Origin of the sequence: Streptomyces luteolifulvus (assembly GCF_008806595.1) — a bacterium.
Classification (GTDB): domain Bacteria; phylum Actinomycetota; class Actinomycetes; order Streptomycetales; family Streptomycetaceae; genus Streptomyces; species Streptomyces luteolifulvus.
This window is the reverse complement of sequence record NZ_VZRB01000035.1, coordinates 11870-37696: the sequence shown is the minus strand read 5'-3', so window position 1 is coordinate 37696 and position 25827 is coordinate 11870. Positions and strand designations below refer to the sequence as shown.

Genomic DNA, 25827 nt, shown 5'->3' with positions numbered 1-25827 from the left:
CCGGTGATCACCAGCAGCGGCCCCGAGCTCGTTCTCCGTACCACACCATCTCCTGAAGCGCTTCGTCGCCGGGGCCACTGTGCCTCTGCTCACACCGCTGCCCGCTCGCGGCAATTTACTAGGACGTCCTACTATCTATCTCAGTCAGCGTTCTCCTGCCCTGCCTGGGAAGGCCCCCATGAGCGATCTGCACCGTCCCGTGCACCCTGTCCGCCTGGTCACCGCGTCGGCCCTGTTCGACGGGCACGACGCGTCGATCAACATCATGCGACGGATCTTCCAGTCCCAGGGCGCCGAGGTGATCCACCTCGGGCACAACCGGTCGGTTCAGGAGGTCGTGGACGCGGCGCTCGAGGAGGACGCCCACGGCGTGGCCGTCTCGTCCTACCAGGGCGGGCACGTCGAGTACTTCGAGTACCTCGTCCAGTCGCTGCGCGAGCGGGGCGCGGACCACATCCGGGTGGTGGGCGGCGGAGGCGGCGTCATCGTGCCCGAGGAGATCGCCCGGCTGCGCCGGAGCGGCGTGACCATCTTCTCCCCCGAGGACGGTCAGCGCATGGGCCTGGCCGGAATGGTCAACTCGGTGGTGAAGGACTGCGACTTCGACCTCTGGGACAGCAAGCAGGCCGACGCAGCAGCCGTACTGGCCGGGGACCGGTTCGCCATCGCCCGCGCCATCACCGGTGCGGAGCTCGGCAAGCTGTCCCCCGATCTCCTGGAGCAGCTGCGTGCCGCCGCGGCCGCACGGCCCCGGCCGGTGCTCGGCATCACCGGAACCGGCGGCTCGGGCAAGTCCTCGCTGACCGACGAGCTGGTGCGCCGCTTCCGTGTCGACCAGCAGGACAAGCTGCGCATCGCGGTGATCGCCGTCGACCCGACCCGGCGCCGTGGCGGCGGCGCGCTGCTCGGTGACCGGATCCGTATGAACTCCCTGGACGGGAACCGGGTCTTCTTCCGGAGCCTGGCCACTCGTGGCAGCCATGAGCTGCCCGAGCATCTCTCCGATGTGATCGACGTCGTCAAGGCCGCCGGGTTCGACCTGATCGTCGTGGAGACGCCGGGCATCGGCCAGGGCGACGCGGCGATCGTGCCGTTTGTGGACACGTCGATGTATGTGATGACGCCGGAGTTCGGCGCCGCCTCGCAGCTGGAGAAGATCGACATGCTCGACTTCGCCGACGTCGTGGCGATCAACAAGTTCGAGCGGCGCGGCGCCAAGGACGCCCTGCGCGACGTGGGCCGCCAACTGGTCCGCAACCGCGAGGCGTTCGGTAGGAAACCCGAGGACATGCCGGTGTTCGGATCCTCGGCGGCGACGTTCAACGACGACGGTGTCACCGCGCTCTACCAGCACGTCAGGTCGGCCCTGGCCGAGCAGGGACTGCCGCTGTCCGAGGGCACGCTGCCGACCGTCGATGTACGTCACTCCTCCGGTATCCGCCAGGTCGTGCCCACGGACCGGGTGCGCTATCTCGCCGAGATCACCGAGACGGTCCGCAGGTACCACACCGAGACCGACCGGCTGGCCGAAGGCGCCCGGCGCGTGCAGCGCCTGGACCTGGTCCGGGGTGAGCTCGTCGGGGCCGGCTCCGACGCCGCGAACGTGGAGGCGCTGCTCGACGACGCCCGCAGGCAGCTCCCGCACGTCGTCGCGGAACAGATCGAGAAGTGGCCCTCGATCGTCGCCTCCTACTCCGGCGACGAGCAGGTCGTGAAGGTCCGGGACAGGGAGATCCGTACGAAGCTGACGCGTGAGTCGCTGTCCGGCAACAAGGTCGCCCGTGTCGCCCTGCCCCGGTACACCGACCACGGCGAACTGGTGCGGTTCTGGCGCCGGGAGAACCTGCCCGGCTCCTTCCCCTTCACCGCCGGGGTGTTCCCCTTCAAGCGCGACGGAGAGGACCCGGCGCGGATGTTCGCCGGCGAGGGCGATCCGTTCCGCACCAACCGGCGCTTCAAGCTGCTGTCCGAGGGCCAGCCGGCCACCCGTCTGTCGACCGCCTTCGACTCGGTCACGCTCTACGGCCGCGACCCGGACGAGCGTCCCGACATCTACGGCAAGGTCGGCACCTCCGGTGTGTCGGTGGCCACGCTGGACGACATGAAGGCGCTCTACGACGGCTTCGACCTGGTCGCGCCGACGACCTCGGTCTCCATGACGATCAACGGACCGGCGCCGACCATCCTGGCGTTCTTCCTCAACACCGTCATCGACCAGCAGACCGGGAAGTTCCGTGCCGCCGAGGGCCGCGATCCGTCGCCAGACGAGGCGGCCGAGCTGCGCGCGCACGCGCTGGCGAGCGTCCGCGGCACGGTGCAGGCCGACATCCTCAAGGAGGACCAGGGCCAGAACACGTGTCTGTTCTCCACCGAGTTCTCCCTGCGGATGATGGCCGACATCCAGGAGTGGTTCATCGCGAACAAGGTCCGCAACTTCTACTCGGTGTCCATCTCCGGCTACCACATCGCCGAAGCCGGCGCGAACCCCATCAGCCAGCTGGCCTTCACCCTGGCCAACGGCTTCACCTACGTCGAGGCCTATCTGGCGCGGGGCATGCACATCGACGACTTCGCCCCGAACCTGTCCTTCTTCTTCTCCAACGGCATGGACCCGGAGTACACGGTGCTGGGCCGGGTCGCCCGCCGTATCTGGGCCGTGGCGATGCGGGAGCGCTACGGCGCGGGCGAGCGCAGCCAGAAGCTGAAGTACCACGTCCAGACCTCGGGCCGCTCCCTGCACGCCCAGGAGATGGACTTCAACGACATCCGTACGACGCTGCAGGCGCTCATCGCCATCTACGACAACTGCAACAGCCTGCACACCAACGCCTACGACGAGGCGGTCACCACACCCACCGAGGAATCCGTCCGCCGGGCCCTGGCCATCCAGCTGATCATCAATCGGGAGTGGGGCCTCGCGATGAACGAGAACCCGCTCCAGGGCTCGTTCATCATCGACGAACTCACCGACCTGGTCGAGGAGGCGGTGCTCCAGGAGTTCGAGCGGATCAGCGAGCGCGGCGGTGTGCTCGGTGCCATGGAGACCGGCTATCAGCGCGGCCGTATCCAGGACGAGTCGATGCTCTACGAGCAGCGCAAGCACGACGGCTCCCTGCCTGTCATCGGCGTCAACACCTTCCGCAACCCGCATGCGGACACCGCCGAGCCCGGCGCCATCGAGCTGGCACGCGCCACCGAGGAGGAGAAGGGGTCCCAGTTGCTGCGCGTGCGCGACTTCCATGGCGGCCATCGCGACGAGGCCCACGCCGCCGTGGCTGCCCTGAAGGAGGCGGCGGTCAGCGGCCGTAACGTCTTCGCGGTCCTCATGGACGCCGCCCGGGTCTGCTCGCTTCAGCAGATCACCGAGGCCTTCTTCGAGGTCGGCGGCCAGTACCGGCGCAACGTCTGACACGGCCCCACCGGTCCCCGGTCCGGCGACGAGTTCGCCCGGACCGGGGACCTCGCGCGTCAGCGCGGCGCGTCGTCAGAGCCGCCCCCGTGCGGGGTGCTTTCGTCGGTGCCCAGGCCGGCGGGCGCTCCCGCGCATCCTCCTGGTGCCAGAGCGCTCCGTTCAGAAGGGCAGAAGGAGAGATCGTGGCGACCAACGTCGACAAGAGTCGGCCCGGGCCCCTGCAGTTGCTCAGGGGCCAGAAGGCGTGTGTGACCGGTGCCAACTCCGGCATCGGTCTGGCGACCGCCGTGGCCATGGGCCGGGCCGGAGCGGACGTGGTGGTGAACTACGTCGTCGGCGCGGACGAGGCCGACAAGGTCGTGGAGCAGATCGAGGCCTTCGGGGTACGGGCCTACGCCCACGAGGCCGACGTGTCCGACGAGCAGCAGGTGGCCGACATGGTGGCCCGGATGGTCAAGGAGTTCGGCACCATCGACATCATGGTGGCCAATGCCGGCCTCCAGCGGGACTCCGCCCTGACCGAGATGACACTCGCCGAGTGGCAGAAGGTCATCGACGTCAATCTGACCGGCCAGTTCCTCTGCGCTCGTGAGGCCGCCAAGGAGTTCGTGCGGCGCGGCGTCGTGGAAGAGGTGTCCCGCTCGGCCGGGAAGATCATCTGCATGAGCTCGGTCCACCAGATCATCCCCTGGTCGGGACACGTGAACTACGCCTCCTCCAAGGGCGGGGTCGGCATGCTGATGCAGACGCTCGCCCAGGAGCTGGCACCCCACAAGATCAGGGTCAATGCCATCGGTCCCGGCGCCATCCGCACCCCCATCAACCGCGACGCCTGGTCCACCCCACAGGCGGAGGCCAGCCTGCTGCAGTTGATCCCCTACGGCCGTGTCGGCGACCCGGACGACATCGCCAACGCCGTCGTCGCCATGGCCTCCGACCTCCTCGACTATGTCGTGGGCACCACGCTCTACGTCGACGGCGGGATGACCCTCTTCCCCGGCTTCGCCACCGGAGGCTGAGCTCCGGTGCGCAGACCGCTGAGGTCCACATGCTCGGTTCAGTGACCTACCTGGCGGACACACCGCCCCAACTGCTGCCGGCCCGTGAGCTGATGGCCTTCACTCTGGGGTCGCACATCCTGCTCGTACCCTTCGGAGTGGCGCTCCCGTTCATCACGCTGTTGATGCACTACCGGGGGCTGCGCCGCAATGACGCCGTCGCCCTCAAGCTGGCCCGGCGCTGGTCGGCGGTGATGGCTGTCCAGTTCGCCATCGGTGTCGTCACCGGCACGGTGCTGTCGTTCGAGCTCGGTCTGCTGTGGCCCGGCATGCTGGGGCGCTGGGGTGATGTCTTCGGGCTCGGTTTCGGCGTCGAGGCGTGGGCGTTCTTCCTGGAGGCCGTCCTGATCGCGGTCTATCTCTACGGTTGGCGCCGTCTGAAGCCGTGGACCCATTTCTGGCTGGGTGCTCCGCTGCCGCTGGCAGCCCTGCTGGGGGCGTTCGGCATCATCGCCGCCAACTCGTGGATGAACACCCCGCAGGGCTTCGGCCTGGACGCCCAGGGCGAGCCCACCGATGTCGACGTCCGGCAGGCGATCTTCACCCCCATGTTCGGCCCGCAGTACTGGCACTTCGCTGTCGCGATGTTCATGACCGCCGGCTACGTGGTCGCCGGGGTGTATGCCGTGGGGTGGCTGCGCGGGCGCCGCGACCGGTACCACCGACTCGGTTTCACGGTGCCGTTCACCGTGGCCGCGATCCTCACGCCCATCCAGTTCATGATCGGCGACGCCACCGCCCGTGCCGTGTTCCACAAGCAGCCGATCAAGTTCGCGGCCATGGAAATCGTCTGGAAGACCGACACACACGTGCCGGAGTATCTGTTCGGGCGGCTGAACAGTGACGGGACGATCTCCGGTGGCATCAAGATCCCTCAGCTGGACTCGATCCTCGCCGGCTTCAAGCCGAGTACCAAGGTGACCGGACTGACGTCGGTGCCCGCCTCGGACCGGCCGACCGCGGTTCAGGCCACCATCGCCCACTGGGCCTTCGACATCATGGTCACCGTCGGGAGTCTGCTGATCCTGCTCGCGCTGTGGTACGGCTGGTGCTGGCTCAGACGCCGGGATCTGCCGCACAGCAAGTGGTTCTTCCGCAGCGCCGCCGTCGCCGGTGCCGCCTGCCTGGTCACGGTCGAATGCGGCTGGATCACCACGGAGGTGGGCCGTCAGCCGTGGATCGTCTACAACCGGATGAGGGTCTCCGAGGCGGTGACCGACACCGGCGCCGGAGCCCTGTGGGCGATGCTCGGCCTCGTCATGGCCGTGTACCTGATGGTGTTCGCCGCGTTCCTCGCGATCATCCTGAAGATGCGCACCCGGTGGCGCATCGCCGACGAGACTCCCACCGCGGGCGGCGCGGGTGACCCGGAAGCGGACACCCCGTACGGCCCCCGGGCCGAGCACGGGCCGGCTCCCACCGGAGCCTCGCCCCGGGGCGGCCCGGACCGGCACGGGGACGGTGCTCCATGATGGCGGACTTCATCGCCTGGGTGCTGGTCGTCGTCATCGCCGCCTACGCCTGCGGTGGGGGCACGGACTACGGTGCGGGCTTCTGGGACCTGCTGGCCGGCGGCGCGGAGCGCGGCAAACGGCCCCGCTGGCTGATCGACCACGCGATGGCGCCGGTCTGGGAGGTCAACAACGTCTGGTTGATCTTCGTGTTCGTCATCATGTGGACGGGTTTCCCGACGATGTTCCAGGCCGTCTTCGAGGCCATGTGGCTGCCGCTCGCGCTCGCGGCCGTCGGTCTGGTGCTCCGGGGGGCCGGGTTCGCCCTGCGCAAGCCGTCCCGTCGGCTGGCCCAACGGCGACTCTACGGCGCCGCGTTCGCCATCGCCTCGCTCGTCACACCCTTCTTTCTCGGGGCGGCGCTCGGCGGTATCGCCTCGGGGCGGGTCGAGGTCGGAACCACCGCCTCTGCCCACGCCTGGGCCAACCCGACCTCGGTCATCACCGGGCTGCTGGTCATCGCCGCCAGCGCCTTCCTCGGCGCGGTCTACCTCTGCTCCGACGCCCGGAGGTTCGGCGAGGACCGGCTCGTCGACTACTTCCGGCTGCGGGCTCTGCTGGCCTTCGCGGCCATCGTCGTCCTCGCGCTCATCGCGCTGCCCGTCACCCATGACGACGCCCGCTATGTCTGGGAGGGCCTCACCAGGGGCCTGGGACTGCTGATGGTTGTCCTGGCCGCGGTCTGCGGGCTGGCCACGGCGCTACTCCTGGTGCGCCGGTCGTACGGCTGGACCCGCTACACCTCGGCGGCGAGTGTCGCCCTCACCGTCGGCGCCTGGGGTTTCGCGCAGCGGCCCTATGTGCTGCCCACCACGCTGACGGTGGCCGACGCGGCAGGCGCCGCCCATACGCTGCGCTGGCTGGCGTTCGTCACGGTTGTCGCGGTGGTCCTGGTCGGGCCGGCGCTGGTGCTGCTGTACCGGCTCGACACGCTGGGCCGGCTGGAGCCGCTCACCGACGCCGACACGCAGGCGTCCGGCGCGTCCGAGACGGACGGGTGACGGACCCCCGGCTCGGCCGCGACGGAGCCGGGGGGCAGGGCCACCCGCCGCCGGCTCCGCCTCGCCCGCCTTGTCAGCGGATCCGCTCGGCGAGGTGGTCGCCCACCCGCAGGGCGTTGGCGATGGCCGTCAGCGACGGGTTCACCGCGCCGATGCTGGGGAAGAAGCTCGTGTCGACGACGTAGAGATTGTCGAGGTCATGGGCCTTGCACTCGATGTCGAGGGCGGAGCTGCGGGGATCGGTGCCGAACCGGACCGTACCGGCCTGGTGGGCGGTCGCCCCGATGGGCATCCCCTTGTGGAGGTAGATGCTGTGCGACAGCAGGTGGTGCCTGTGCATGCCCAGGTGTTCGAGCATCCCCTTGAGCTTGTGCTGGAGGCGTTTGAGGCCCGCGATGTTGTTCTTCTCGTCGAGGGCGAGATGGATGTCCCCGTTGCTGTCGAGGGTGACGCGGCTCTCGGGCAGGGGAAGGTCCTCCCCGCACAGCCAGAAGTCGACGGCATGATGGGCGAGCATCTCGAACGGCATGTCCGGGGTGACCGCACCGGCCCAGCGCGGGGCCTCGCCGTGGATCTGTTCGGCGTCCGACTTGCCCAGCATCTGGATGCCGCCGAGCGGGAAGTCCCAGTCGTCCGCCCCCAGGTACCAGTCGTTCAGGGCCAGTGTCTTCTGGAACTTGGTGGGGTTCGGTTCCCTCGACACCGCCATCAGGGCCAGGTTGTTGTGCCGCATGTAGTGTCGGCCCACCACGTCCGAGCTGTTGGCCAGACCGCCCGGATGCTTGTCGTTGGCCGAACGCAGCAGCAGTGCGGCCGAGTTGACCGCTCCACACGCGACGACGACGATGTCGGCGCTGAATCCCTCCGTCGTACCGTCGTCGAGCTCGGTCACCACGCGGGTCACCGTGCGGCCCGTCGGGTCGGTCTCCAGACGTCTGACATGGGCGCCCGTCACCATCGTGACGTTGTCGTGTTCCAGCGCCGGATCGACGCAGATCACCTGGGAGTCGGACTTGGCGCCGATCAGGCAGGGGAAGCCGTCCACCCGGTCGCAGCGGATGCAGACGCTGTCATGGGTCGCCCTGCCGTTCTCGTCCTGGGTGAGGTTCACCCCCATGGGCAGATGGAAGGGATGGAGCCCCTGCTTCTCCAGGTCGTCGCTGAGCTGCTGGATACGCGGCTCGTGTTCCACCGGCGGGTGGGGGTATTCGCCGGAGGCGAACCCTTCCGTCGGGTCCTCGCCGTGCCGGCCGTGGACGAGGTAGAGCTGCTCCGCCTGGGTGTAGTACGGCTCCAGGACGTCGTAACCGATCGGCCAGGCGGGCGAGATGCCGTCGTGGTGGCGCAGTTCGCCGAAGTCCTCGGGGCGCAGCCGGAAGAGCGCGGCGCCGTAGAACTTGGTGTTGCCTCCGACGTAGTAGTTCACTTCCGGAGGAAAGGAGTTGCCGTGCTTGTCGTACCAGAACTCGGGGGCGCGGTAGATGCCCTTGACGAAGACGGCGGTGGAGTCCCAGTTGTCCCGCTCCCGGGGCAGATAGCCGCCGCGTTCCAGGATCAGGATCTGCTTGCCGGTGGGAGCGAGCCGGTGGGCGAGTGTGCCGCCGCCGGCTCCCGTGCCGATGATGATGACGTCGTAGTGCTGCTCGTCGGCCATGCGATGCCCCGTTCTAGGAGTCGTCGGCTGCTTTCGCACATGCGCGCGACACCTCGTCGACGATGCTCCGAGGGTCGGCCGTGGCATCCACGGTCACGCCGGGCTCGTCCGGTCGCAGCGGTTCGAGGGCGGCGTACTGGGAGTCCACCATCCGGGCGGGCATGAAGTGCCCGCGGCGGTTCTCGACGCGTCGTCGGGCGGCGGCCCGATCGAGCGCGAGATACAGAAAGAGGACAGGTCCGGCCCCACGGAACGCGTCCCGGTAGGCGCGTTTGAGGGCCGAGCAGGCGATGACCCCGCCCCTGCCGGACGTGGTCGCCCGCCGGATCCAGTCGGCGACCGACTGCAGCCACGGCCCGCGGTCCTCGTCGTCGAGCGGCCGGCCGGCGGCCATCTTGGCGCGGTTCGCGGCCGAATGGAGACCGTCCGCCTCCACGAAGGGAACCGCGAGCCGTTCCGCGAGCAGCCGGCCCACCGTGGACTTCCCCGATCCCGACACACCCATCACGACCACGACCGGCGGCGCCGGAGACGCTGCTCCCACGGCCTTCCTCGCGGGTTCCTCCGTCCGGCTCGATTCGCGCCGGGGCGGGGACGGGGTGCCGCCCGGTGAACCGGCCGAGGGTCCGCCGGCCTCTACATTCGCGCCATGAGCCCTATGAGCCCCATGAGCCCGAGGGACCGTCCCGCCGGCGTTGACGCCGCGAGATTCCTGCTCCCGTACCCGGCGTCGCAGATCGGGGAGTTGCCGGGGGATCTGCCCGTCGCGGTCTGGGACGGGACCGGCGTCCGGCCCGGCATCGAGAGCCTGGCGGCGGTGGAGTTCTTCGTCGTCCCCTACACCTTCACGCACGCGGCCCTGCCGCTGCTCCCCCGTCTGCCGGCACTTAGGGTCGTGCAGTCGCTGTCCGCGGGTGTCGAGGAGCTCGGCCGGCACATCCCCGACGGCGTGGTGCTGTGCAACGCGGCCGGGGTGCACGACGCGAGCACCGCCGAGCTGGCGGTGACGCTCACGCTCGCGGCGCTGCGTGGTGTTCCCGAATCCGTCCGCCATCAGGACCGGGCACAGTGGCTGACGGGTTTTCGGCCGGCGCTCGCCGATCGCACCGTCCTGCTCGTGGGCTACGGCTCCATCGGTTCCGCGGTCGAGGCGCGGCTCGGCGCCTTCGAATGCGAGGTGCTGCGGGTGGCCCGCAGCGCCCGCGAGAGTACGCACGGTCCCGTGCACTCCGTCTCCCGCCTGCCCGAGCTGCTGCCCCGCGCCGACGTCGTGGTGCTCACCGTCCCGCTGACCGCCGACACCCGCGGCTTGGCCGACGCGGACTTCCTCGCTCTGATGCGGGAAGGGGCGCTGCTGGTGAACGTGTCCCGGGGACCGGTGGTCGACACTCAGGCGCTGCTCGCCGAACTCGGCACCGGACGGCTGAGTGCGGCCCTGGATGTCACCGACCCGGAACCGCTCCCCGCCGGGCATCCGCTCTGGCGCGCCCCCAACACGCTCATCACCCCGCACGTCGGCGGCACCACCTCGGCGTTCCTGCCGCGTGCGCTGCGCCTGATCCGGGCTCAGCTGCTGCGCTACCTCCAGGGCGAACCACTGGCCAACACGGTCCCGCCGCGGGTGCCATGACGCGGGCCTCGCGCCCCACGCCGGTTCTCGGATCGGGGAGTTCATGGGTCCTCAGAACACCGCGATCGGGTTGACCGGCGAGCCGGTGCCGCCCGGCAGTCTCAAGGGGGCGATCACACAGAGGAACGACCAGCGCTGCTCCTCCTCACAGGCCGCGGCCAGGTCCTCGAACTGCAGGTAGTCCAGCAGATGGACGCCCATCGCATGGACGGCCAGCACATGGACGGGGAACGCGACGCCCTCGGTGCAGCTCGGGGCGGTGTCGTTGTTGCCGTCGCCGCCCAGCACCGCGATCCGCCGGTCCGCCAGGAACTCCAGCGCGGAGGGGTGAAGACCGGCGCGCTCGTCCGCCGTGTGCCACGCCCCCAGCTCGGCACGGCGTCGGCGATGGCCGACCCGGACGAAGAGCAGATCGCCCTCGCCGACCTGGACGCCGTGGAATCGTTCGGCCTCGGCGAGGTCGTCGGGGGTCACGTGGTCGCCCGGTTCGAGCCACGGCACCCCGCGCAGCAGCGGGATGTCCAGCAGCACGCCCCGTCCGACGATTCCGTCGCGGGCCACCTCGACGGACAGGGCCGTGGCCCCGGCCGTCGTGACGGTGTCGGCGTCGACGCCACCGTGCAGCGTGCCGTCGTAGATCACATGACACAGCGCGTCGAGATGGCTGTCGGCGTCGCCGTGCACGTTCATCGTGAAGCGGTCCCTCGCGAACCCAAGTCCGCTCCGCTTCATCGCCCCCCGTACGGCGCCGGTCATGACGTGCACACACGGCTCGGGATCGTCGGGACCGGGCTCCGTCTGCACCTGCGCCGCCATCGTCACCGTACGGCCCGACCTCACCTCCGCCGCGGCCGCGAGCACATGACCCGGTCTGATGGTGTCGAGGGCGCCGCGCGAGACCTCGTGGGCGCCGTCGCCGGACTCGCGGCGGACGCGTGCGCAGAGTGCGGCGAAGTCTTCGGCGCTCAGCCGCGGCGCGGGGGCCGCCGGGGTGGGCACCACGCTCACTTTCCTTCCCGGTCGAGCGCTTCGTCCAGAGTGACGGCCGCCATGATCAGCGACAGATGGGTGAACGCCTGGGGGAAGTTGCCCAGTTGCTCCCCCTTCGGCCCCACTTCTTCGGCGAAGAGACCGACGTGGTTGGCGTAGGTCTGCATCTTCTCGAACGTGTAGCGGGCCAGCGGCAGCCGGCCGGCCCGGGCCAACGCGTCCACGTAGAGGAAGGTGCACAGGCTGAAGGTGCCCTCCGAGCCGCGCAGGCCGTCCGGTGATGCCGAAGGGTCGTAGCGGTAGACGAGACTGTCGGAGACGAGCCTGCGTTCCATCGCGTCGAGCGTGGACAGCCATGCCGGGTCCTGCGGTGCGAGGAACCTGACCCTGGGCATGATCAGGAGAGACGCGTCGAGGACGTCGCCGTCGTAGTGCTGGACGAAGGCGCGCTCCCGCTCGCTCCATCCACGTCGCATCACCTGGTCGAAGACGGCGTCCCGCGCGGTGCGCCACTTCTCCAGATCGGCGGGCCTGCGGAAGCGCTCCGCCAGCTGCAGCCCCTGGTCGAAGGCCACCCAGGACATCAGCCTGCTGTAGGTGAAGTCCTTGCGGCCCCCACGGGTCTCCCAGATGCCCTCGTCCGGCCGGTCCCAGGCGTCGGCGTACCAGTCCAGCGTTCTGGCCAGCGTCCTCCACCCCTCGTAACTGGCCTGGTGGGCGAGCTCACGGCCCTGGGATATCGCGTAGAGCGCCTCGCCGTAGATGTCGAGCTGGAGCTGGTCCGCGGCACCGTTGCCGATACGCACCGGGGAGGAGCCCCGGTAGCCCTCGAAGTGGTCGAGAATCTCCTCCGGCAGATCGGGGTTGCCGTCGATCCGGTACATCGTCTGCAGCGGCTCGCCCTCCTTGCCCTCGCGCTCGCGCAGCCGCTGCACCAGCCAGTGGACGAAGGCGGTGGCCTCCTCGGCGAAGCCGAGGTCCAGCAGGGCCCGCACGGACAGGGCGCCGTCGCGCACCCAGGTGAACCGGTAGTCCCAGTTGCGCTCCCCGCCGACCTGCTCGGGCAGCCCCATGGTGGCCGCGGCGACCAGGGCGCCGGTGGGGGCGTAGGTGAGGAGCTTGATGGTGATCACCGAGCGGTGCACCAGCTCCGGCCAGCGGCCGCGGTAGCGGGACTTGCGCAGCCACGCGTGCCAGTAGTCGACGACGTCCCAGAACTGTTTGGTGACACCTTCGACCGTGAGGGGTTCCGGCGTCTTTCCGGGGGCGCACACCGTGAAGACGGCGCCGCCGAACTCTCCGGCGCGCAGGGTCACCCGGCCGCGTACGTCACGGCCGTTCCGCTCCAGCGGGAACGTGGTCTGCAGATGCGCGTCGATTCCGGGAGCCCGGAACACGGCCTTCCTGTCGTCGACTTCGAGCGCGTGCTCGGCCCGGCCGTAGTCGAAGCGCGGCCGGCAGTCGAGCCGGAGGTCGACGGTCCCGCGTACGACGCGCACCACCCGGATCAGGGTGTGCGTGTCGGTGGCGATGCCGGTCCGGTCGGGAGGCATGAAGTCGATCACCTCGCCCACGCCATCGGGCGACATGAAGCGTGTCATCAGAACGGCCGTGTCGGGGTAGTAGAGCTGCTTGCAGGTGACGTCCGGGTGCTCGGGCGCCAGTTGGAAGTAGCCGCCGCGGTCGTGGTCGAGCAGGGCGGCGAAGATGCTGGGGGAATCGAACCGGGGAGCGGCGAACCAGTCGACGACGCCCTCGGACGAGACGAGGGCCGCCGTCTGCAGGTCGCCCACCAGGCCGTGCTCGGCGATGGGAGGGTAGCGGTCCATGGCCACTCCTCCAGGCTCGGAGATGCTCCTGGGAACCACCATCGCTCACCCCAGTGGTCCTCGCCATGCCGGAGCGATCGACGACGGGTCGGTCCTGGTCACAGGCGGTGCGCACCGGCGGAAAGCGGGGTGCCGGTTTGCCGACCGTCCGCCGGTCGGGCGTTACTGACTGATGTCGGCCCAGCGCGCGCCGAGCGACGGAGGTTGCCCATGGAGATGATCCACGTCCGGCTGGTGAGCCCTCCTGACCTCACTTCCCGAGCCGTGGAACTGCTGGCCGACGACCGCTAGGTCTTCAACCTCGTCGTGCATCGCGGACTGGCCCGCAATCCCGACGGCGACACGGTGGCGTGCGACATCCTGGCCGGAGCGGCCAACGCCATGCTGCGCGGCCTGCGCGACCTGGAACTCGACCGCCGCGGATCCATCGTCGTCGAGCCGGTCGACATGGCCTTCTCCACCACGGCCGCCCGGGCGGAGCAGCAGCACCTGGGGGCGCTCGCCCATGCGCCGGTCTGGGAGGAGTTCGAGGCACGCGTCCGCGCCGAGGGCACCTACCTGCCCAGCTTCTATCTGTATCTGGCGATCGCCGGAATCATCGGCTCGGTCGGGATTCTGACGAACTCTCAGATCCTGATCGTCGCGGCGATGGTCGTGGGACCCGAGTACGGCGCCATCACCAGCATCGCGCTGGGCCTGCACCACCACAACCACGAGAGGATCCGTCGGGGCCTGTTCGCCCTGACGCTGGGATTCTCCCTGGCCGTCGTGGTGACGTTCCTCTTCTCCTGGGCCATCCGGGGCCTCGACCTGCAGCCCAGAGCGTTCGAGCTGGGCATCAGACCGGTCTCCACGCTCATCGACGCCCCCAACGTCTTCTCCGTCGTCGTCGCGGTACTGGCGGGAATCGTCGGGATCGTGTCGCTCACCCAGGCCAGAACCAGCGCGCTCCTCGGCGTCTTCATCTCCGTCACCACCATCCCGGCCGCCGCCGACGTCGGAGTGTCCTGCGCGTTCTCCAGCTGGAGCCAGGCGCGCGGGTCACTGATGCAGCTCCTGCTGAACATCGTCCTGCTGATCGTGGTGGGCGTGCTGACGCTCCGCTGCCAACGCGCCTTCTGGCAACGCGTCGGACGGCGCTCCGCGCGCTTGCGCGGCGGGTGACGCGGAACGGGCGGGCCGCCAGGGTGCTGCGGCAGGCAGTCACCGGCGGACAGCCCCACCGGGTGAAGACGTCGGAGTACCCAGGCGGTGCGCCAGGAACGGCTCCTGGGCCAGGACCGCGCCCACGCTGATGCCGATCGCGACGGCCACGCACACCACGATGAGCCAGGAGAGCAGGACGAACACCGAACCCGCGGAACCGTACTCGGTCAAGGCCCGGTTGAGAGCCCGCGGCATATAGAAATGTGCCGTCAGCGACAGGCACGTCGACGCGATCGCCGTGATGACGGCACCCGGCAGGAGGGGCCGCCAGCCGATGAGGCCGCCCAGCAGGAGGTGCTGGGTCCACCACCACAGCGACGTCAGAGTCACCAGGGTGAGCGGAACCCCCAGCCATGCCCCGAGGCCGAACCCCTTGCGCAGCGGCTCCTGCATGACCAGCACTCCGAGCCAGAGGCCGATCCACGCGACCCACCGCCACGGAGCGATCTTCGTCCCCGCCCGGGGTATCTGCCAGGCCCGTTTGCACAACCGCTGCATCGCGCGGCTCACGGCGGTGGCCGACAGCAGCACCATCAGTCCGCCGACCACGCCGGTGGCCTGTTTCAGTTCGTTGCTCGTGGGACTGAACGCCTGCTCCAGTTGGGCCTTCGACGCCCCGCTCAGACCGAAGACGGCACTCACCGATCCCACGAGTTGATCCCGCACCGCCGTCGGGGCGTAGGCGGCGATCACGAAGATCAAGGGGATCGCGGTCAGGAAGCACTGAGCCGCGAGGCGGGTGGCGGAGTCGAAGATGTTCACCGACAGCATGCGGTCCACGAGGCGGGTGATGACCGGAAACCGGGTCTCGAGCCCCGCGTGGAATGCCTTCGCCCACGCCGCCAGCGCACCGGCCCGGCCGCTCCACCACGACGCACGCAGCACCGAACGGGTCCGTCGGCGCGCACCGGCCTCGGGGCCGGCCTCGTCGGGCCCGCCGCGCGGCTGTCCTCGGCCGTTCCCGGTGTCTCCGGGCGGCATCAGCCGCCGATGGGGGCGACGCCCGGCCACGGCAACCCGCTCCCATCCGCCGGCAGCACCCGTGCGGAGGTGTTCATTGAGCCGCTCCTTCCTACGTCCAGAGTGCGCGACGGCGCGTGCCCCGGCACCCCGGAAGACCGCCTCGCGCAAGGGCACCGGGCAGGAGATGCGGCCGATGAGCTCCGTGCATAGGCTCGACGTGTTCCGTGCACGATGGGATCACCCCATGGTCCTCGACCTGCTGCTCATCGCCCTCGCCATCACGCTCGACCCCCTTCCCGTCATGGCCTTCGTGCTGGTGGTCGCATCGGCCAGAGGGGTGTGGAAAGGGCTGACCTTCATCCTGGGGTGGCTGGCGTGCTTCGTCGCGGTGATCGCTCTGGTCCTGGCACTGACCGGCGGCCAGCCCCCGGCACCCAAGTCCCCGCCCTCCACGGCGGCCCTCGCCATCAAGCTCACCATCGGCGTGGCGCTGGTGCTCTACGGCGCCCACCGGCACCGGCGCCGACAACTCGTCAGGGACCGGACGCCGAGCGCAGCCACCACGGCGACGTCCGAGGCCGGCCACCCGGACACGTCCGAGCCGGACGTTTCGTCGCGCCGGGGGTCCTCCTCGTCCATCGGATCCCGGCTGGACCGCGGCTCCGTGGGGGCGTCCGCGGGCCTCGCCGTACTCCTACAGCCCTGGGGCCTGGTGGCCGCAGGCGCGGTCACGGTCGTGGAAGCCAACACGTCCCATTTCTCGACCTGGCTGGCGCTGTTCTCCTTCTGTTTGCTCGCCACCGCTACGCTGCTGGCCGCCGAGCTGTATGTGGTCTTCGCGCCGGAATCGGCCCAGCCCCGGCTGCTCAGGATGCGCGCCTGGATGGAGGGCCACCAGCAGCAGGCGATCGTGGCCGGATGTCTGCTGATCGGCCTGTATCTGACCGGAAAGAGCATCTATCAGCTGACCAGTTGAAGCCGTGGCGAGCGTCTGCAGGACCGGCCATTGCGCCGGCACGGCTGATTCATACGCGAGACTGTGACGGCATCGTGCCGCTCGGCGGCACGGTGGCGACAGGCACTGACCGGGGAGGGACCCACATGATCATCTTTGGCACCAAGGGCTACCTGTACCAGCTCGCGATACTGACGCTCGTGTGCGGCGGCTGCGGCAATCCGTCCGCGCACACGCTCAGGAAGCGCGTCACCAAGTTCACGCTGTTCTTCGTGCCGCTGTTCCCCGTCTCGACGAAGTACGCGACCCAGTGCACATTCTGCGGCGCGGAGCAGAAGGTGACCAAGGAGCAGGCGGAGCAGCTCCAGGCCCAGGCCGCGGGTGGCCCCGGCGCTCAGACCTACGGGCAGCCGCAGCAGCAGCCGTACCGGTCCTGAACGGATACCGGACTTGTGGCGCGAGGCCGACGTCCGGTTGGGCATCTCTGCACCGTCAAGTCCCGTGCCCCGCTCGGGATGAGCGGGGCACGGGACTTGGGTGGGATGCTGCGCTGCGGGCCGGGGGTACGACCCGTCAGGCGGCCGGCCGGGAGGAGGTGCCGCCGGCTTCGGTACGTACGGCCTCGACCGCTTCCCACTGCTCGGTGCTGAGGATCGCGAGCGCGGCCGGGAAGACGCCGTCCTGTTCCTTGAGGATGTGGTCGCGCAGCACGGCCATCGCCTCCATCAGCCGGTCCGGCCAGGCCGGGTCCGACGGCGTGGCGCCGTCGGCGGCCTCGTCGAGCACGGCCTCGATGCGGCGGTGCTCGGCCTCCAGGGCGGCGATCTGCTCGGGGAAGTCCTCGGCCATGGCCGGGAACAGTCCGTGCTCCTCCACCCGGGTGTGCGGGCCGAGCACTCTCGCGATCTCCCGGGCGGTCTCCGTCATCCGGGACAGGTCACCGTCCCGGTGGGCGGGGCGAAGGAGGCTGATCAGCCGGACGACCTCGTCGTGCTCGCGGGTCAGTTCGTCGATCGTCTCCACGGCCTGGCAGCCGCAGTACTCGCACACGGTGCTGCTCCCTTGTCCCTCTCGGATTTCCTCAGGTCCCGTCGTAGTGGTCCGCTCGCCTCTTACGCTGTCGTCTCGACCGTACGGGTCTCGGGCCGGCCGCCGGTGCGCGGCTTGCCCCCGCGGCCTTCGACCGCGGCGCGGACACTGGTGAGGGTGTAGGCCAGCGCGGCGGCGGCCACGATCGCGAGCAGGGCGAGGCCGGCCGCGTAGGTGCCGTACTCCCCGTACAGCGAGCCCATGACCAGCGGCGGGACGAAGCCGCCGAGTCCGCCCGCGGCGCCGACGACGCCGGTGACCGAGCCGACCTTGTTCGCCGGGGTCAGCAGGGCGACCAGGGCGAAGGTCGCGCCGCTGCCCGCGCCGAGCGCGGCTGCCATGGACAGGAAGGCGACGGTGCCCAGCGGGGCCAGCGGCGGGGTGAACGACTGGATCAGCGCTCCGGCCACCACCACGGTCAGGGAGCCGGCCAGCACGCGCGCGGGGTCCAGACGGTCAGACAGCCAGCCGCCGATCGGACGCATCGCGACCGCGAGCAGCACGAACCCGGCCATCCGGTTGGCGGCGTCGGCCTGGGTGAGGCCGTAGCCGGTCTTGAGGTAGGTGGGCAGGTAGACGGAGAAGGCGACGTAGCCGCCGAAGGCCACGGCGTACAGGGCGGCCGCCTGCCAGGTGATGCTCAGTCGGGCGGTGGCGGCCAGCCGGCGTCCCAGCGGTTCGGTCGGCACGATCCGGCCGGGGGCGTCACGCAGCAGCAGCGCGGCCACGACTGCGTAGGCAGCCAGGACGACCGCGGTGATCACGAAGGGGGTGGACATGCTGTTGGCGTCGACCAGCTTCACGGTGGTCAGGGCGCTGATCGCGGTGCCGCCCATGCCGGCGCCGAAGACGCCGATCGCCATGCCGCGCCGCTCGGGCGGGAACCATGCGTTGACCAGCGGCACACCGACGGCGAACGCGGTACCGCCGATCCCGAGGAAGAACCCGCCGATCAGAAGCTGAGTCAGCGAGGAGTGCCCGGCGAGGCCCAGATAGAGCACGGGCACGATGGTGGCCGCCGACACGATCGGGAACATCACCCGTCCGCCGAAGCGGTCGGTCAGCGCGCCCACCGGGATCCGGCCCAGGGAGCCGACCACGACGGGCACCGCCACCAGCAGCGACTGCTGGAAAGAGGTCAGATCGAGGCTGTCCTTGAACCGCGGGCCGAGCGGGCTCAGCAGCGCCCACGCCCAGAAGTTCACGGCGAAACCGACGGTGGCCAGCGCCAGCATCAGCCAGGCCCGGCCGGATACCGGCGCCCCTGACGGTGAGCTGTCGCTCTTCGACTTCGACTGCTGGACCATTTTCTCCGTCCCTTTCCAGTGCGTGGTGGTACGGCGCCACCCGGTTCGCACGTGCACAGCAGGCCTCTTGCCTGCACTGCGGCGACCCGTAACCACTGTCCGCATCCGGACCCACGCGCCCCAGGGGCCATCAGTCCCTACCGATCGAGCAGAGGGCCCGGCGTTCGGGCCCGGTCGTCCCTTCGCGCTCCCCCTCCCGTCCGTCGCCGTCCCCACCAGGGCCGATTCGCCACCGTTCCCGCCAGGGCCGACCGGCCCCGTCAGTAGGGCCGAACCGCCCACGGTGCACGACCGCGCGCCCGTCTAACGTCCCGCCCTACGGATGTCCCCGTACGACGCGCTCCGCGAGTGACGGAGGCGGGTTTGCGGGGTGGGGAACCTTGGCCGGTGCCGGGGCGTCTACCTGTGTGGATGGGTGAGCAGGCCCGCCCGGTGAAAGGAACGGGGACGACGAGATGAGCGACAAGGCCCGGAAGCTGTTCGAGGAACTCGACCTCGACCACAACGGGACCCTGACCCGTGACGAGGTGATCATCGCCATGCGGACCAAGGGCCCCTCGCTGGCCGCGTCGGGTGATCTGCCGTTCTGGGCGTTGGGAGACGCCGACGCGTCCTCGGCGTTCTTCGACGCCGCCGACCAGAACGGGGACGCGGTACTGACCCTGGAGGAGTTCTCGGCGGTGGTGGACCGCCGTTTCGGCTGGCACTGACCCCGCAGGGGCCACCCCACGGCACGGCCGCAAGGCGGCCGGTCCCGGCCGCCGGCAGCCGCACGATGCCGACTGAGCCGTCGTGCTCCGCGCCCACGCGTGTGCACACGGCCGCAGCACTCGTCGGCACGGGCCCGGCAGGACGGAGGAGCGGTGGAACTGCGCTGGCTGGAGTCGTTCGTCACCGTCGCGGAGGAACTGCACTTCGCGCGGGCGGCGGATCGTCTGCATCTTGCTCCCTCGGCGCTCAGCGCCCAGATCAGAGCGCTGGAGTCGCATCTCGGTGTGCGGCTGATCGACCGTGGGCGGCGCGCCCGCCCGGCGCTCACCGGCGCCGGGCAGCTGTTCCTCGAGGAGGCGCGGCTGACCCTGGCCCAGGTCGCCCGGGCCGAGTCGGTGGGCCGGCGCGCCGGGCGCGGGGAGCTGGGGCATGCCCAGATCGCCTACGTCGCCTCGGCCGCGTTCTCCGGAGTGCTGACCGATGTCCTCACCCGCTGCGCGGCCCTCGGCACCGAGGTGACGGTGCAGGTGCGCGAGCTGGAGACACCGGCCCAGCTGGAGGCGCTGGCCTGCGGGGACATCGACGTCGGCTTTCTGCGCTGGAGACCCGGGTACCCGCCGGAGGTCGTGGCGACCTGCCTGCTCACCGAGGAGGTCGTCGTGGCCCTGCCGGCCGGCGCGCCGCTGGCGGCGTACGAGGCGGTACCGGCAGCGGAGCTGCGCGACGAGTGGTTCGTGGCCCCGCACTTCGACGAGGAGTACGGCTGCCGCGACCAGATCCTGGAAGTCGCCGAGCTGGGCGGCTTCACTGCGCGGTGCGCTTCGCCGGTACGGGACTTCATCGCCGCGCTCACGCTGGTGGGCGGCGGGCTTGCCGTGGCCCTGGTCCCGGCCTCGCTGCGCCGCGTGCAGATACCGGGAGTCGTCTACCGCCCCCTGGCGGACGTACCACTGACCACCCGGCTGGTGGGCGCCTACCGCAGGGGCGAGACCTCGCCCGCGGTGCTCGGGGTGATCCGGCATCTGCGGGAGGCGGCCGCCGCCGGGAACAGCCACCGGCCTGAGCTGTTGGAACCCCGTTAGGCTCTGAGGGCCCGTCACCACAGCGGCGTCCGGCGCGTGCGGGCGGCGGACGCCGTGGGCGATCAGCGGAACGCCTCCTGGCCCGTGATCGCCTGGCCGATGACCAGTGTGTGCATCTCGCTGGTGCCCTCATAGGTCAGGACGGACTCCAGGTTGTTGGCGTGCCGCAGCGGCGAGTACTCCAGGGAGATCCCGTTGGCGCCGAGGACGGTGCGGCACTCGCGGGCGATGGCGAGCGCTTCCCGGACGTTGTTGAGCTTGCCGGCGCTGATCTGCTCGGGCCGGATGCGGTGCTGGTCCTTCAGCCGGCCCAGGTGCACGGCGAGCAGAGCGGCACCGCACAGGGACACGGTCATGTCGGCGAGCTTCTTCTGGGTGAGCTGGAAGGCGCTGATGGGCTTGCCGAACTGCACCCGGGAGTCGGCGTATTCGATGGCCGCCTGGAGCGAGTCGCGCGCCGCGCCGACCGCGCCGAACAGGATGCCGAAGCGGGCCTCGTTCAGACAGGACAGCGGTCCGCGCAGGCCCTCCGCGTGCGGCAGCCGCGCCGAGTCGGGCAGTCGTACGTTGTCGAAGTACAGCTCCGAAGTGACGGAGGCGCGCAGCGACATCTTGTGCTTGATGTCCTGCGTGGTGAATCCGGGCGTTCCGCGGGGCACGAGGAAGCCGCGGATGCCGTCCTCGGTCTGCGCCCACACGGTCGCCACATCGGCGATGCCGCCGTTGGTGATCCACATCTTGGAGCCGTTCAGGATCCAGTCGCCGCCGTCGCGGACGGCCCGGGTGCGCATGCCGGCGGGGTTGCTGCCGAAGTCGGGCTCGGTCAGGCCGAAGCAGCCGATCGCCTCACCGGCGGCGAGCCGGGGCAGCCACTCCTGCTTCTGCTCCTCGGAGCCCCACTTCCAGATGGAGAACATCGACAGCGAGCCCTGTACGGAGACGAAGCTGCGGAAGCCGGAGTCCGCCGCCTCCAGTTCCAGACAGGCAAGGCCGTAGCCGACCGCGTTCGTCCCGGCGCAGCCGTATCCGTCGAGGTGCATGCCGAGTACTCCCAACTTGCCCAGTTCGGGGGCAAGTTCACGCGCGAAGTGCGCGTTCTCGAACCACTCGCCGAGGTGCGGGCGCACCCGGTCGGCGAGGAACTTGGCGACGGTGGCCTGGATCTGGCGTTCCTCGTCGGTGAGGGTGGAGGGGAGGTCCAGCAGGTCGAGGGGGTCCTTGATCGGCTTGCGGCTCATGGTGTGCTCCTGGTGGTGACGGTGTGGTCGAAAGGTCAGCGGACGATGTCCGCGGTGTGCCGGCCCAGGCCCGGTGGCGGCAGGCGGTACTGGGCGGGTGTCGCGCTCAGCGCGATGGGGTTCGCGACCTGCCGGGAGGGCCTTTGCTCCGCTGTGTCGCCGGGCGTGGCGGGAATGTCGACGATGCCGGGAAGGCCGAGCTTCCGGGCCAGGTCGAATGCCTCGTCCATGGTGTTGACGGGTCCGGCGGGCACTCCCGCGGCCAGCAGGACGGCCGACCAGTGGTCCGCGCCTTGGGCGCGCAGGCGTTCGGTCAGGATGTCGCGGAGGGCGGCGCGGTGAGCGACCCGGTCGGCGTTGGTGCGGAAGCGGTCGTCGCGGGCGAGTCGGGGATCCCCGACGGCTTCGGCGAGCACCGCGAACTGCCGGTCGTTGCCCACCGCGATCGCGAGGGGACGATCGGCGCAGGCGAAGGTCTCGTACGGGGCGATGCTCGGGTGCGCGTTGCCCAGGCGGCCCGGAACCACACCGGCGACGGCGAACGCCGAGGCCTGGTTGACCATGGCGGACAGCAGTGAGCCGAGCAGGTTGACCTCGACACGCTGGCCCTCTCCCGTGGTGTCCCGGTGCCGGACGGCCGCGAGGATGCCGAGCGCGGCATGCAGCCCGGTGATCACGTCGACCAGGGCCACGCCCGTCTTCATGGGCTCCCCTGCCGCGTCCCCGGTCACGCTCATCAGGCCGCCCATGGCCTGCACGAGCAGGTCGTATCCGGGGATCGCCGCGCCCGCGCCACTGCCGAAGCCGCTGATCGAGCAGAAGATGAGTCCCGGGTGCCGGGCGCGGAGTTCGCGGTGGCCGAGCCCCAGCCGTTCCATGGTGTTGGGACGGAAGTTCTCCACCAGCACGTCGGACCGGGCGATGAGGGCGCGGGCCTGTGCGAGGCCGTCCTCGGTCGTGAGGTCCAGGGCGACGGACCTCTTGTTCCGGTTGACGCCGAGGAAGTACGTCGAGGTGCCGTTCTGGTCGGCCGGGGGGTACCAGGCCCGGGTGTCGTCCCCGATGCCCGGCCGCTCCACCTTCACCACGTCGGCGCCGAGGTCGGCGAGAAGCATGGTGGCATAGGGACCGGCGAGAACCCGGGAGAAGTCGGCGATACGCAGACCGTCGAGCGCACCGCGCCCGCCCGCGTCGGGACCACCGGCCCGTTGGTCCGGCGTGTCGTGCTGGGTGCCCACGCACCCTCCTCTCTGATCCGAACCGTTCTCCGTCACCACGAGCGCTCCAACGGCGTTGACGGGCCGGTGAGTTCGACGACGGGAAGAGTTCGGTGACCGGAAACGGGTGATCGGAATCCGAAGTGTCTCCACCACCCTGGCCCGGCCGCAGATCGCGGTCAACGACGACCTGACGCATCTTTGTGCGCGGAACGCGTGCAATACACCCAGGTCGGAGCCGGTGGCCTCGCGCTACTCTCAGGCCGTCGGGTCCGCCGGGCGTCAGGCGATCGGCGGAGCCGGCCGGCCGCGCAGTCGGCGTGTCCTGAGGACCAGTTCGAGTTCGAAGCGGCGGTCGGGGTCGTCCAGTTCCTCGCCCCACAGGTCCCGGATCTGCCGCAGCCGGTACCGGACGGTCTGGGCGTGGACGCCGAGCCGGGTCGCCACCGCGGGTGCGCTGCCCTGGGTCTCCAGCCAGGCGAGCAGCGTCTCGGCCAACCGGTCGGCCTGTCCGGGGCCGAGGTCGGCCAGCGGGGCGAGCCGTCGGCGCGCGAGGTCGTCGAGCAGGTCGTCGGCGGGAAGCAGCACGAGGGCCTCGGCGTGCTCGCTGCAGTGCAGAAGGCGGCCCTGGGGAAGCAGGTCGTCCTGGATCATCCTGGCGGCCAGTGCCGCCCAGCGCAGTGAGGTGGCGGCCCGGGCCACCGGCACGGTTGGGCCGAGGGCACCGGACCAGCCTGCTGTGGCGCGGTGCAGTTGTTCCAGGCGGCCGGGTGTGTCGGGATCCGGGAGGATCAGGCGCGGCTGTTCGTCGTCCGTGTCCAGCAGGGCACCGTCACCGAGGGCGGGGCTGACCGACTCGTGGGAGGGGCGCAGCAGTACGGCCACCGCAACCTCGTCGGGCAGATCCCAGTCGACGGCGGCGGCGCGTTGCGCGAGGGCGGCGGACGGGTCGGTGTGGTGCTCGGTGAGGAGGAGATCCATCAGCAGGCGCTGGCGGCGGATCCGTTCCCCCGCCTGGCCCGCGGCCGCTTCGGCGTAGCCGCGCACCGAGTGGGACACGAGTTCGTCGAGGTACTCGAACGCGGATTCGGCGAGTTCGTACATCGCGGGCGGGGGAATCCCGGTCTGCTGTCCGATCTCGGCGAGGCTGCGCCAGGCCAGGCGTACGTTCAGCCGGTAGATCGCCTGCAGGGAGTCGAGACTGCGCCCCCTGAGTGCCGCATTGCCTCCGAACTCCTTGAAGATTTCGGGGAGTTCGCTGGGCCGCTCGGTGGTCTCGGTCAGCTGTTGCACAAAGTTCTCGAGCGCGAGACTGATCGCCAGGATCGCCTTCGGCCGGCCCGTCTCGTCGGCCGTGAAGTCGAGGTTCGGGTACTCCTGGCCCATGGCTCGCAGGATGTCCTTCACGATGTCCGGCAGCCGCTCCATGGCCAGGTCGGCGAAGCGCCGCACCTGTTCCGGCGGTACGTCGTGCCAGGCGGGGGGCGCGGGCATCAGCAGCCACCTCCTAGCGATCGGTGGTGGGTGCCCGCGACGCGGGCGCCTTCCCGGCACCCGCAGGGTCGGGGAACGTGACGAGCGGTGTGTTCGGCTGCTCGGGAGCGGCGTTCAGCGCGGCGACGAGGCCGAAGGCGGCACCTGCGGCCAGGGCGGCGGAGAGTACGCAGGTCAGAAGGGCGGTGAGGATTCTGTGCATGGGGACGGGGAGCCTCTCGTTCCATGAGGTTGTCACCCAGCGTTCCGGCCCGGTCCGGCACGATCAGTATGAGTTCACGGTTGACAGCGGGTCAAGAGCGACCTAGTTTCGCCGCTCACAGCTGCTACTCCCCGGTAGGCCAACCGTCGCCCCGGGAGATCCGGACTGCCCGCGCAGCGCCGCGCAGTCCGCCCTTTCCGCTGCCACCGGAGTCCCCTCATGCGTCGCACAGCTTCCGCCCTGCCGTTTGTTTTGCTCGGTTTGGGCGTTTTCGTCCTAGTTCTCAGTCAGCTGCTCGCCGGGTACGTGGAACCACGCGTCAAACGCACCCCGGTGAACATCGAGTCGACCTCGGTCCTCACCGGGACCGGCAGCTATTTCGACACATCCGCCGTGTCCACCGTGCGCGGCAAGCGCCTCACGGTCACCCGCCGGATCGTGGGGGACGTCACCGCCAGTGAGCGCAGCGGGAACGCGGTGTGGAACGTCTCCACGCAGATCGACAGCCCGGGAACGCTGGCCCTGCGCGACCCGCGCAAGTCGCTGCAGTGGACGACGGAGCGCTGGGTCACGGACCGGCGCACCAACCGGCCGGTGCACTGCTGCGGCGAGCAGCCGTCGTTCGCGGGCGACGCCTACCTGAAGTTCCCGTTCGACGTGCAAAAACGCACCTACACCTGGTGGGACGGCGTCCTGGGCGCGGCCGTGCCGCTGAAGTTCTCCGGGACCACGCAGGTGCTCGGTCACGAGGGTTACCTGTTCACCGGAGCCGTGGCTCCACGGCGGACGGACGTCGCCCGTCAGGTGCCCGGAGCACTGGTGGGACGGCCGGGCCAGAGCCAGGTGAAGGCCGAGCAGTGGTACGCCAACGCCAGGATCGAGCTGGTGGTGGAGCGCCGTACGGGCCGGATCATGAACGCGCGCATCGCGCCGAAGATCACGCTCCGGGCTCCCGGCGCGCAGCGTGACGCGGTCACCCTGCTGGCGAGCAACCGTCTGGAGTTCACCGACGCGACCCGCCGCGCCCAGGTGGCACAGAGCTCTGCCGACAGCAGTCGGCTGGAAGCCCTCGGCGAGACCGCGCCCGCGTACGGCACGGTCGCGGGCGGCGTCCTCGCGGCCGCGGGCCTGACCCTCCTGGTCCGAGGGCGGCGGCGCCCGGCTGTCGACGAGGCCTCACAGAGAGTGGACAGGACTCACACAGGTGACTGATCGGAGGAGGCGCGCAACCCGGAATTGTCACGTGGGTGCGTAGCCAGACACAGCGTCCACTCCGAA

21 protein-coding genes and 1 pseudogene are annotated in these 25827 nt (G+C 70.1%); 11 read left to right on the top strand and 11 right to left on the bottom strand.

Going from position 1 to position 25827, the window contains the following annotated elements; translation table 11 throughout:
• Positions 1 to 178 precede the first annotated feature (178 nt).
• From icmF to F7R91_RS33850, 4 genes are all read left to right on the top strand, one after another.
• A complete protein-coding gene (icmF, locus tag F7R91_RS33865; protein WP_150955901.1) occupies positions 179 to 3409 on the top strand; it encodes a fused isobutyryl-CoA mutase/GTPase IcmF in 3231 nt (1076 codons plus the stop codon).
• A gap of 185 nt (positions 3410 to 3594) precedes the next feature.
• A complete protein-coding gene (locus F7R91_RS33860; RefSeq protein ID WP_225320935.1) occupies positions 3595 to 4431 on the top strand; it encodes an SDR family oxidoreductase in 837 nt (278 codons plus the stop codon).
• A gap of 29 nt (positions 4432 to 4460) precedes the next feature.
• Positions 4461 to 5942: a cytochrome ubiquinol oxidase subunit I gene (locus F7R91_RS33855; protein ID WP_150955898.1), complete on the top strand. Its 1482-nt coding sequence runs from the start codon at positions 4461 to 4463 to the stop codon at positions 5940 to 5942.
• A complete protein-coding gene (locus F7R91_RS33850) occupies positions 5939 to 6982 on the top strand; it encodes a cytochrome d ubiquinol oxidase subunit II (protein WP_191971747.1) in 1044 nt (347 codons plus the stop codon). Before F7R91_RS33855 ends, F7R91_RS33850 begins: the two co-directional genes overlap by 4 nt.
• Positions 6983 to 7055: 73 nt before the next feature.
• Here F7R91_RS33850 and F7R91_RS33845 read toward each other — a convergent pair whose 3' ends face one another.
• Together F7R91_RS33845 and F7R91_RS33840 are read right to left on the bottom strand one after the other, a co-directional pair.
• Positions 7056 to 8636 (bottom strand): GMC oxidoreductase, encoded by a 1581-nt coding sequence (locus tag F7R91_RS33845; RefSeq protein ID WP_150955896.1) that lies wholly within the window; start codon positions 8634 to 8636, stop codon positions 7056 to 7058.
• 13 nt (positions 8637 to 8649) lie between these two features.
• The gene (locus F7R91_RS33840) at positions 8650 to 9180 is read right to left on the bottom strand and encodes a gluconokinase (RefSeq protein ID WP_225320934.1); all 531 of its coding nucleotides are present in this window, start codon (positions 9178 to 9180) and stop codon (positions 8650 to 8652) included.
• A 114-nt stretch (positions 9181 to 9294) separates the two neighbouring features.
• On the opposite strand from F7R91_RS33840, the gene F7R91_RS33835 reads away from it, so the two are divergent.
• Positions 9295 to 10266: a 2-hydroxyacid dehydrogenase gene (locus F7R91_RS33835; protein WP_225320944.1), complete on the top strand. Its 972-nt coding sequence runs from the start codon at positions 9295 to 9297 to the stop codon at positions 10264 to 10266.
• Positions 10267 to 10317: 51 nt separating this feature from the next.
• On the opposite strand, the gene F7R91_RS33830 is transcribed toward F7R91_RS33835, so the two are convergent.
• Both F7R91_RS33830 and F7R91_RS33825 read right to left on the bottom strand, forming a co-directional pair.
• Entirely contained in the window at positions 10318 to 11265 is a 948-nt protein-coding gene (locus tag F7R91_RS33830) for a cyclase family protein (protein ID WP_408056086.1), read from the bottom strand.
• A 5-nt stretch (positions 11266 to 11270) separates the two neighbouring features.
• On the bottom strand, positions 11271 to 13085 hold the full coding sequence (locus F7R91_RS33825; RefSeq protein WP_150955894.1) for a glycoside hydrolase family 15 protein: 1815 nt from the start codon (positions 13083 to 13085) through the stop codon (positions 11271 to 11273).
• Positions 13086 to 13295: 210 nt separating this feature from the next.
• On the opposite strand from F7R91_RS33825, the pseudogene F7R91_RS33820 reads away from it, so the two are divergent.
• A pseudogene (locus tag F7R91_RS33820) lies at positions 13296 to 14249 on the top strand (DUF389 domain-containing protein).
• A gap of 39 nt (positions 14250 to 14288) precedes the next feature.
• Here F7R91_RS33820 and F7R91_RS33815 read toward each other — a convergent pair.
• Positions 14289 to 15272, bottom strand: coding sequence for a YhjD/YihY/BrkB family envelope integrity protein (locus F7R91_RS33815; RefSeq protein ID WP_150955892.1), 984 nt, complete (start codon positions 15270 to 15272; stop codon positions 14289 to 14291).
• Positions 15273 to 15447: 175 nt separating this feature from the next.
• Between F7R91_RS33815 and F7R91_RS33810 the strand changes: the two genes are divergently transcribed.
• Positions 15448 to 16230, top strand: a complete 783-nt coding sequence (locus F7R91_RS33810; protein WP_408056083.1) for a GAP family protein — start codon at positions 15448 to 15450, stop codon at positions 16228 to 16230.
• A gap of 125 nt (positions 16231 to 16355) precedes the next feature.
• Positions 16356 to 16646, top strand: a complete 291-nt coding sequence (locus F7R91_RS33805) for a zinc-ribbon domain-containing protein (protein WP_150955890.1) — start codon at positions 16356 to 16358, stop codon at positions 16644 to 16646.
• A 136-nt stretch (positions 16647 to 16782) separates the two neighbouring features.
• Here the strand turns inward: F7R91_RS33805 and F7R91_RS33800 are convergent, their stop codons facing one another.
• Together F7R91_RS33800 and F7R91_RS33795 are read right to left on the bottom strand one after the other, a co-directional pair.
• A complete protein-coding gene (locus F7R91_RS33800; RefSeq protein WP_150955888.1) occupies positions 16783 to 17259 on the bottom strand; it encodes a hemerythrin domain-containing protein in 477 nt (158 codons plus the stop codon).
• Between the two features lie 62 nt (positions 17260 to 17321).
• A complete protein-coding gene (locus F7R91_RS33795) occupies positions 17322 to 18533 on the bottom strand; it encodes an MFS transporter (protein WP_191971753.1) in 1212 nt (403 codons plus the stop codon).
• Positions 18534 to 19060: 527 nt separating this feature from the next.
• Here F7R91_RS33795 and F7R91_RS33790 point away from each other — a divergent pair.
• Both F7R91_RS33790 and F7R91_RS33785 read left to right on the top strand, forming a co-directional pair.
• Entirely contained in the window at positions 19061 to 19315 is a 255-nt protein-coding gene (locus F7R91_RS33790; protein WP_150955884.1) for an EF-hand domain-containing protein, read from the top strand.
• A gap of 153 nt (positions 19316 to 19468) precedes the next feature.
• Entirely contained in the window at positions 19469 to 20398 is a 930-nt protein-coding gene (locus F7R91_RS33785) for a LysR substrate-binding domain-containing protein (RefSeq protein ID WP_150955882.1), read from the top strand.
• A 62-nt stretch (positions 20399 to 20460) separates the two neighbouring features.
• On the opposite strand, the gene F7R91_RS33780 is transcribed toward F7R91_RS33785, so the two are convergent.
• From F7R91_RS33780 to F7R91_RS33765, 4 genes are all read right to left on the bottom strand, one after another.
• On the bottom strand, positions 20461 to 21636 hold the full coding sequence (locus F7R91_RS33780; RefSeq protein ID WP_150955880.1) for an acyl-CoA dehydrogenase family protein: 1176 nt from the start codon (positions 21634 to 21636) through the stop codon (positions 20461 to 20463).
• A 35-nt stretch (positions 21637 to 21671) separates the two neighbouring features.
• Complete coding sequence (locus tag F7R91_RS33775) at positions 21672 to 22874, bottom strand: CaiB/BaiF CoA transferase family protein (protein WP_150955877.1); 1203 nt, start codon at positions 22872 to 22874, stop codon at positions 21672 to 21674.
• A gap of 261 nt (positions 22875 to 23135) precedes the next feature.
• The gene (locus F7R91_RS33770) at positions 23136 to 24347 is read right to left on the bottom strand and encodes a helix-turn-helix domain-containing protein (RefSeq protein ID WP_150955875.1); all 1212 of its coding nucleotides are present in this window, start codon (positions 24345 to 24347) and stop codon (positions 23136 to 23138) included.
• A 13-nt stretch (positions 24348 to 24360) separates the two neighbouring features.
• Positions 24361 to 24549: a hypothetical protein gene (locus F7R91_RS33765; RefSeq protein ID WP_150955871.1), complete on the bottom strand. Its 189-nt coding sequence runs from the start codon at positions 24547 to 24549 to the stop codon at positions 24361 to 24363.
• A 219-nt stretch (positions 24550 to 24768) separates the two neighbouring features.
• Between F7R91_RS33765 and F7R91_RS33760 the strand changes: the two genes are divergently transcribed.
• Complete coding sequence (locus tag F7R91_RS33760) at positions 24769 to 25761, top strand: DUF3068 domain-containing protein (protein ID WP_150955868.1); 993 nt, start codon at positions 24769 to 24771, stop codon at positions 25759 to 25761.
• The last annotated feature ends 66 nt before the right edge of the window (positions 25762 to 25827 follow it).

Excerpts from the sequence above, each read along its gene's own strand:
- F7R91_RS33815 (WP_150955892.1), bottom strand. The coding sequence starts at position 15,272 with ATGCCGCCCGGAGACACCGGGAACGGCCGAGGACAGCCGCGCGGCGGG.
- icmF (WP_150955901.1), top strand. The coding sequence starts at position 179 with ATGAGCGATCTGCACCGTCCCGTGCACCCTGTCCGCCTGGTCACCGCG.
- F7R91_RS33835 (WP_225320944.1), top strand. The coding sequence starts at position 9,295 with ATGAGCCCCATGAGCCCGAGGGACCGTCCCGCCGGCGTTGACGCCGCG.
- F7R91_RS33770 (WP_150955875.1), bottom strand. The coding sequence starts at position 24,347 with ATGCCCGCGCCCCCCGCCTGGCACGACGTACCGCCGGAACAGGTGCGG.
- F7R91_RS33825 (WP_150955894.1), bottom strand. The coding sequence starts at position 13,085 with ATGGACCGCTACCCTCCCATCGCCGAGCACGGCCTGGTGGGCGACCTG.
- F7R91_RS33845 (WP_150955896.1), bottom strand. The coding sequence starts at position 8,636 with ATGGCCGACGAGCAGCACTACGACGTCATCATCATCGGCACGGGAGCC.
- F7R91_RS33790 (WP_150955884.1), top strand. The coding sequence starts at position 19,061 with ATGAGCGACAAGGCCCGGAAGCTGTTCGAGGAACTCGACCTCGACCAC.
- F7R91_RS33765 (WP_150955871.1), bottom strand. The coding sequence starts at position 24,549 with ATGCACAGAATCCTCACCGCCCTTCTGACCTGCGTACTCTCCGCCGCC.
- F7R91_RS33780 (WP_150955880.1), bottom strand. The coding sequence starts at position 21,636 with ATGAGCCGCAAGCCGATCAAGGACCCCCTCGACCTGCTGGACCTCCCC.
- F7R91_RS33805 (WP_150955890.1), top strand. The coding sequence starts at position 16,356 with ATGATCATCTTTGGCACCAAGGGCTACCTGTACCAGCTCGCGATACTG.
- F7R91_RS33795 (WP_191971753.1), bottom strand. The coding sequence starts at position 18,533 with ATGCTGGCGCTGGCCACCGTCGGTTTCGCCGTGAACTTCTGGGCGTGG.
- F7R91_RS33810 (WP_408056083.1), top strand. The coding sequence starts at position 15,448 with ATGAGCTCCGTGCATAGGCTCGACGTGTTCCGTGCACGATGGGATCAC.
- F7R91_RS33850 (WP_191971747.1), top strand. The coding sequence starts at position 5,939 with ATGATGGCGGACTTCATCGCCTGGGTGCTGGTCGTCGTCATCGCCGCC.
- F7R91_RS33855 (WP_150955898.1), top strand. The coding sequence starts at position 4,461 with ATGCTCGGTTCAGTGACCTACCTGGCGGACACACCGCCCCAACTGCTG.
- F7R91_RS33760 (WP_150955868.1), top strand. The coding sequence starts at position 24,769 with ATGCGTCGCACAGCTTCCGCCCTGCCGTTTGTTTTGCTCGGTTTGGGC.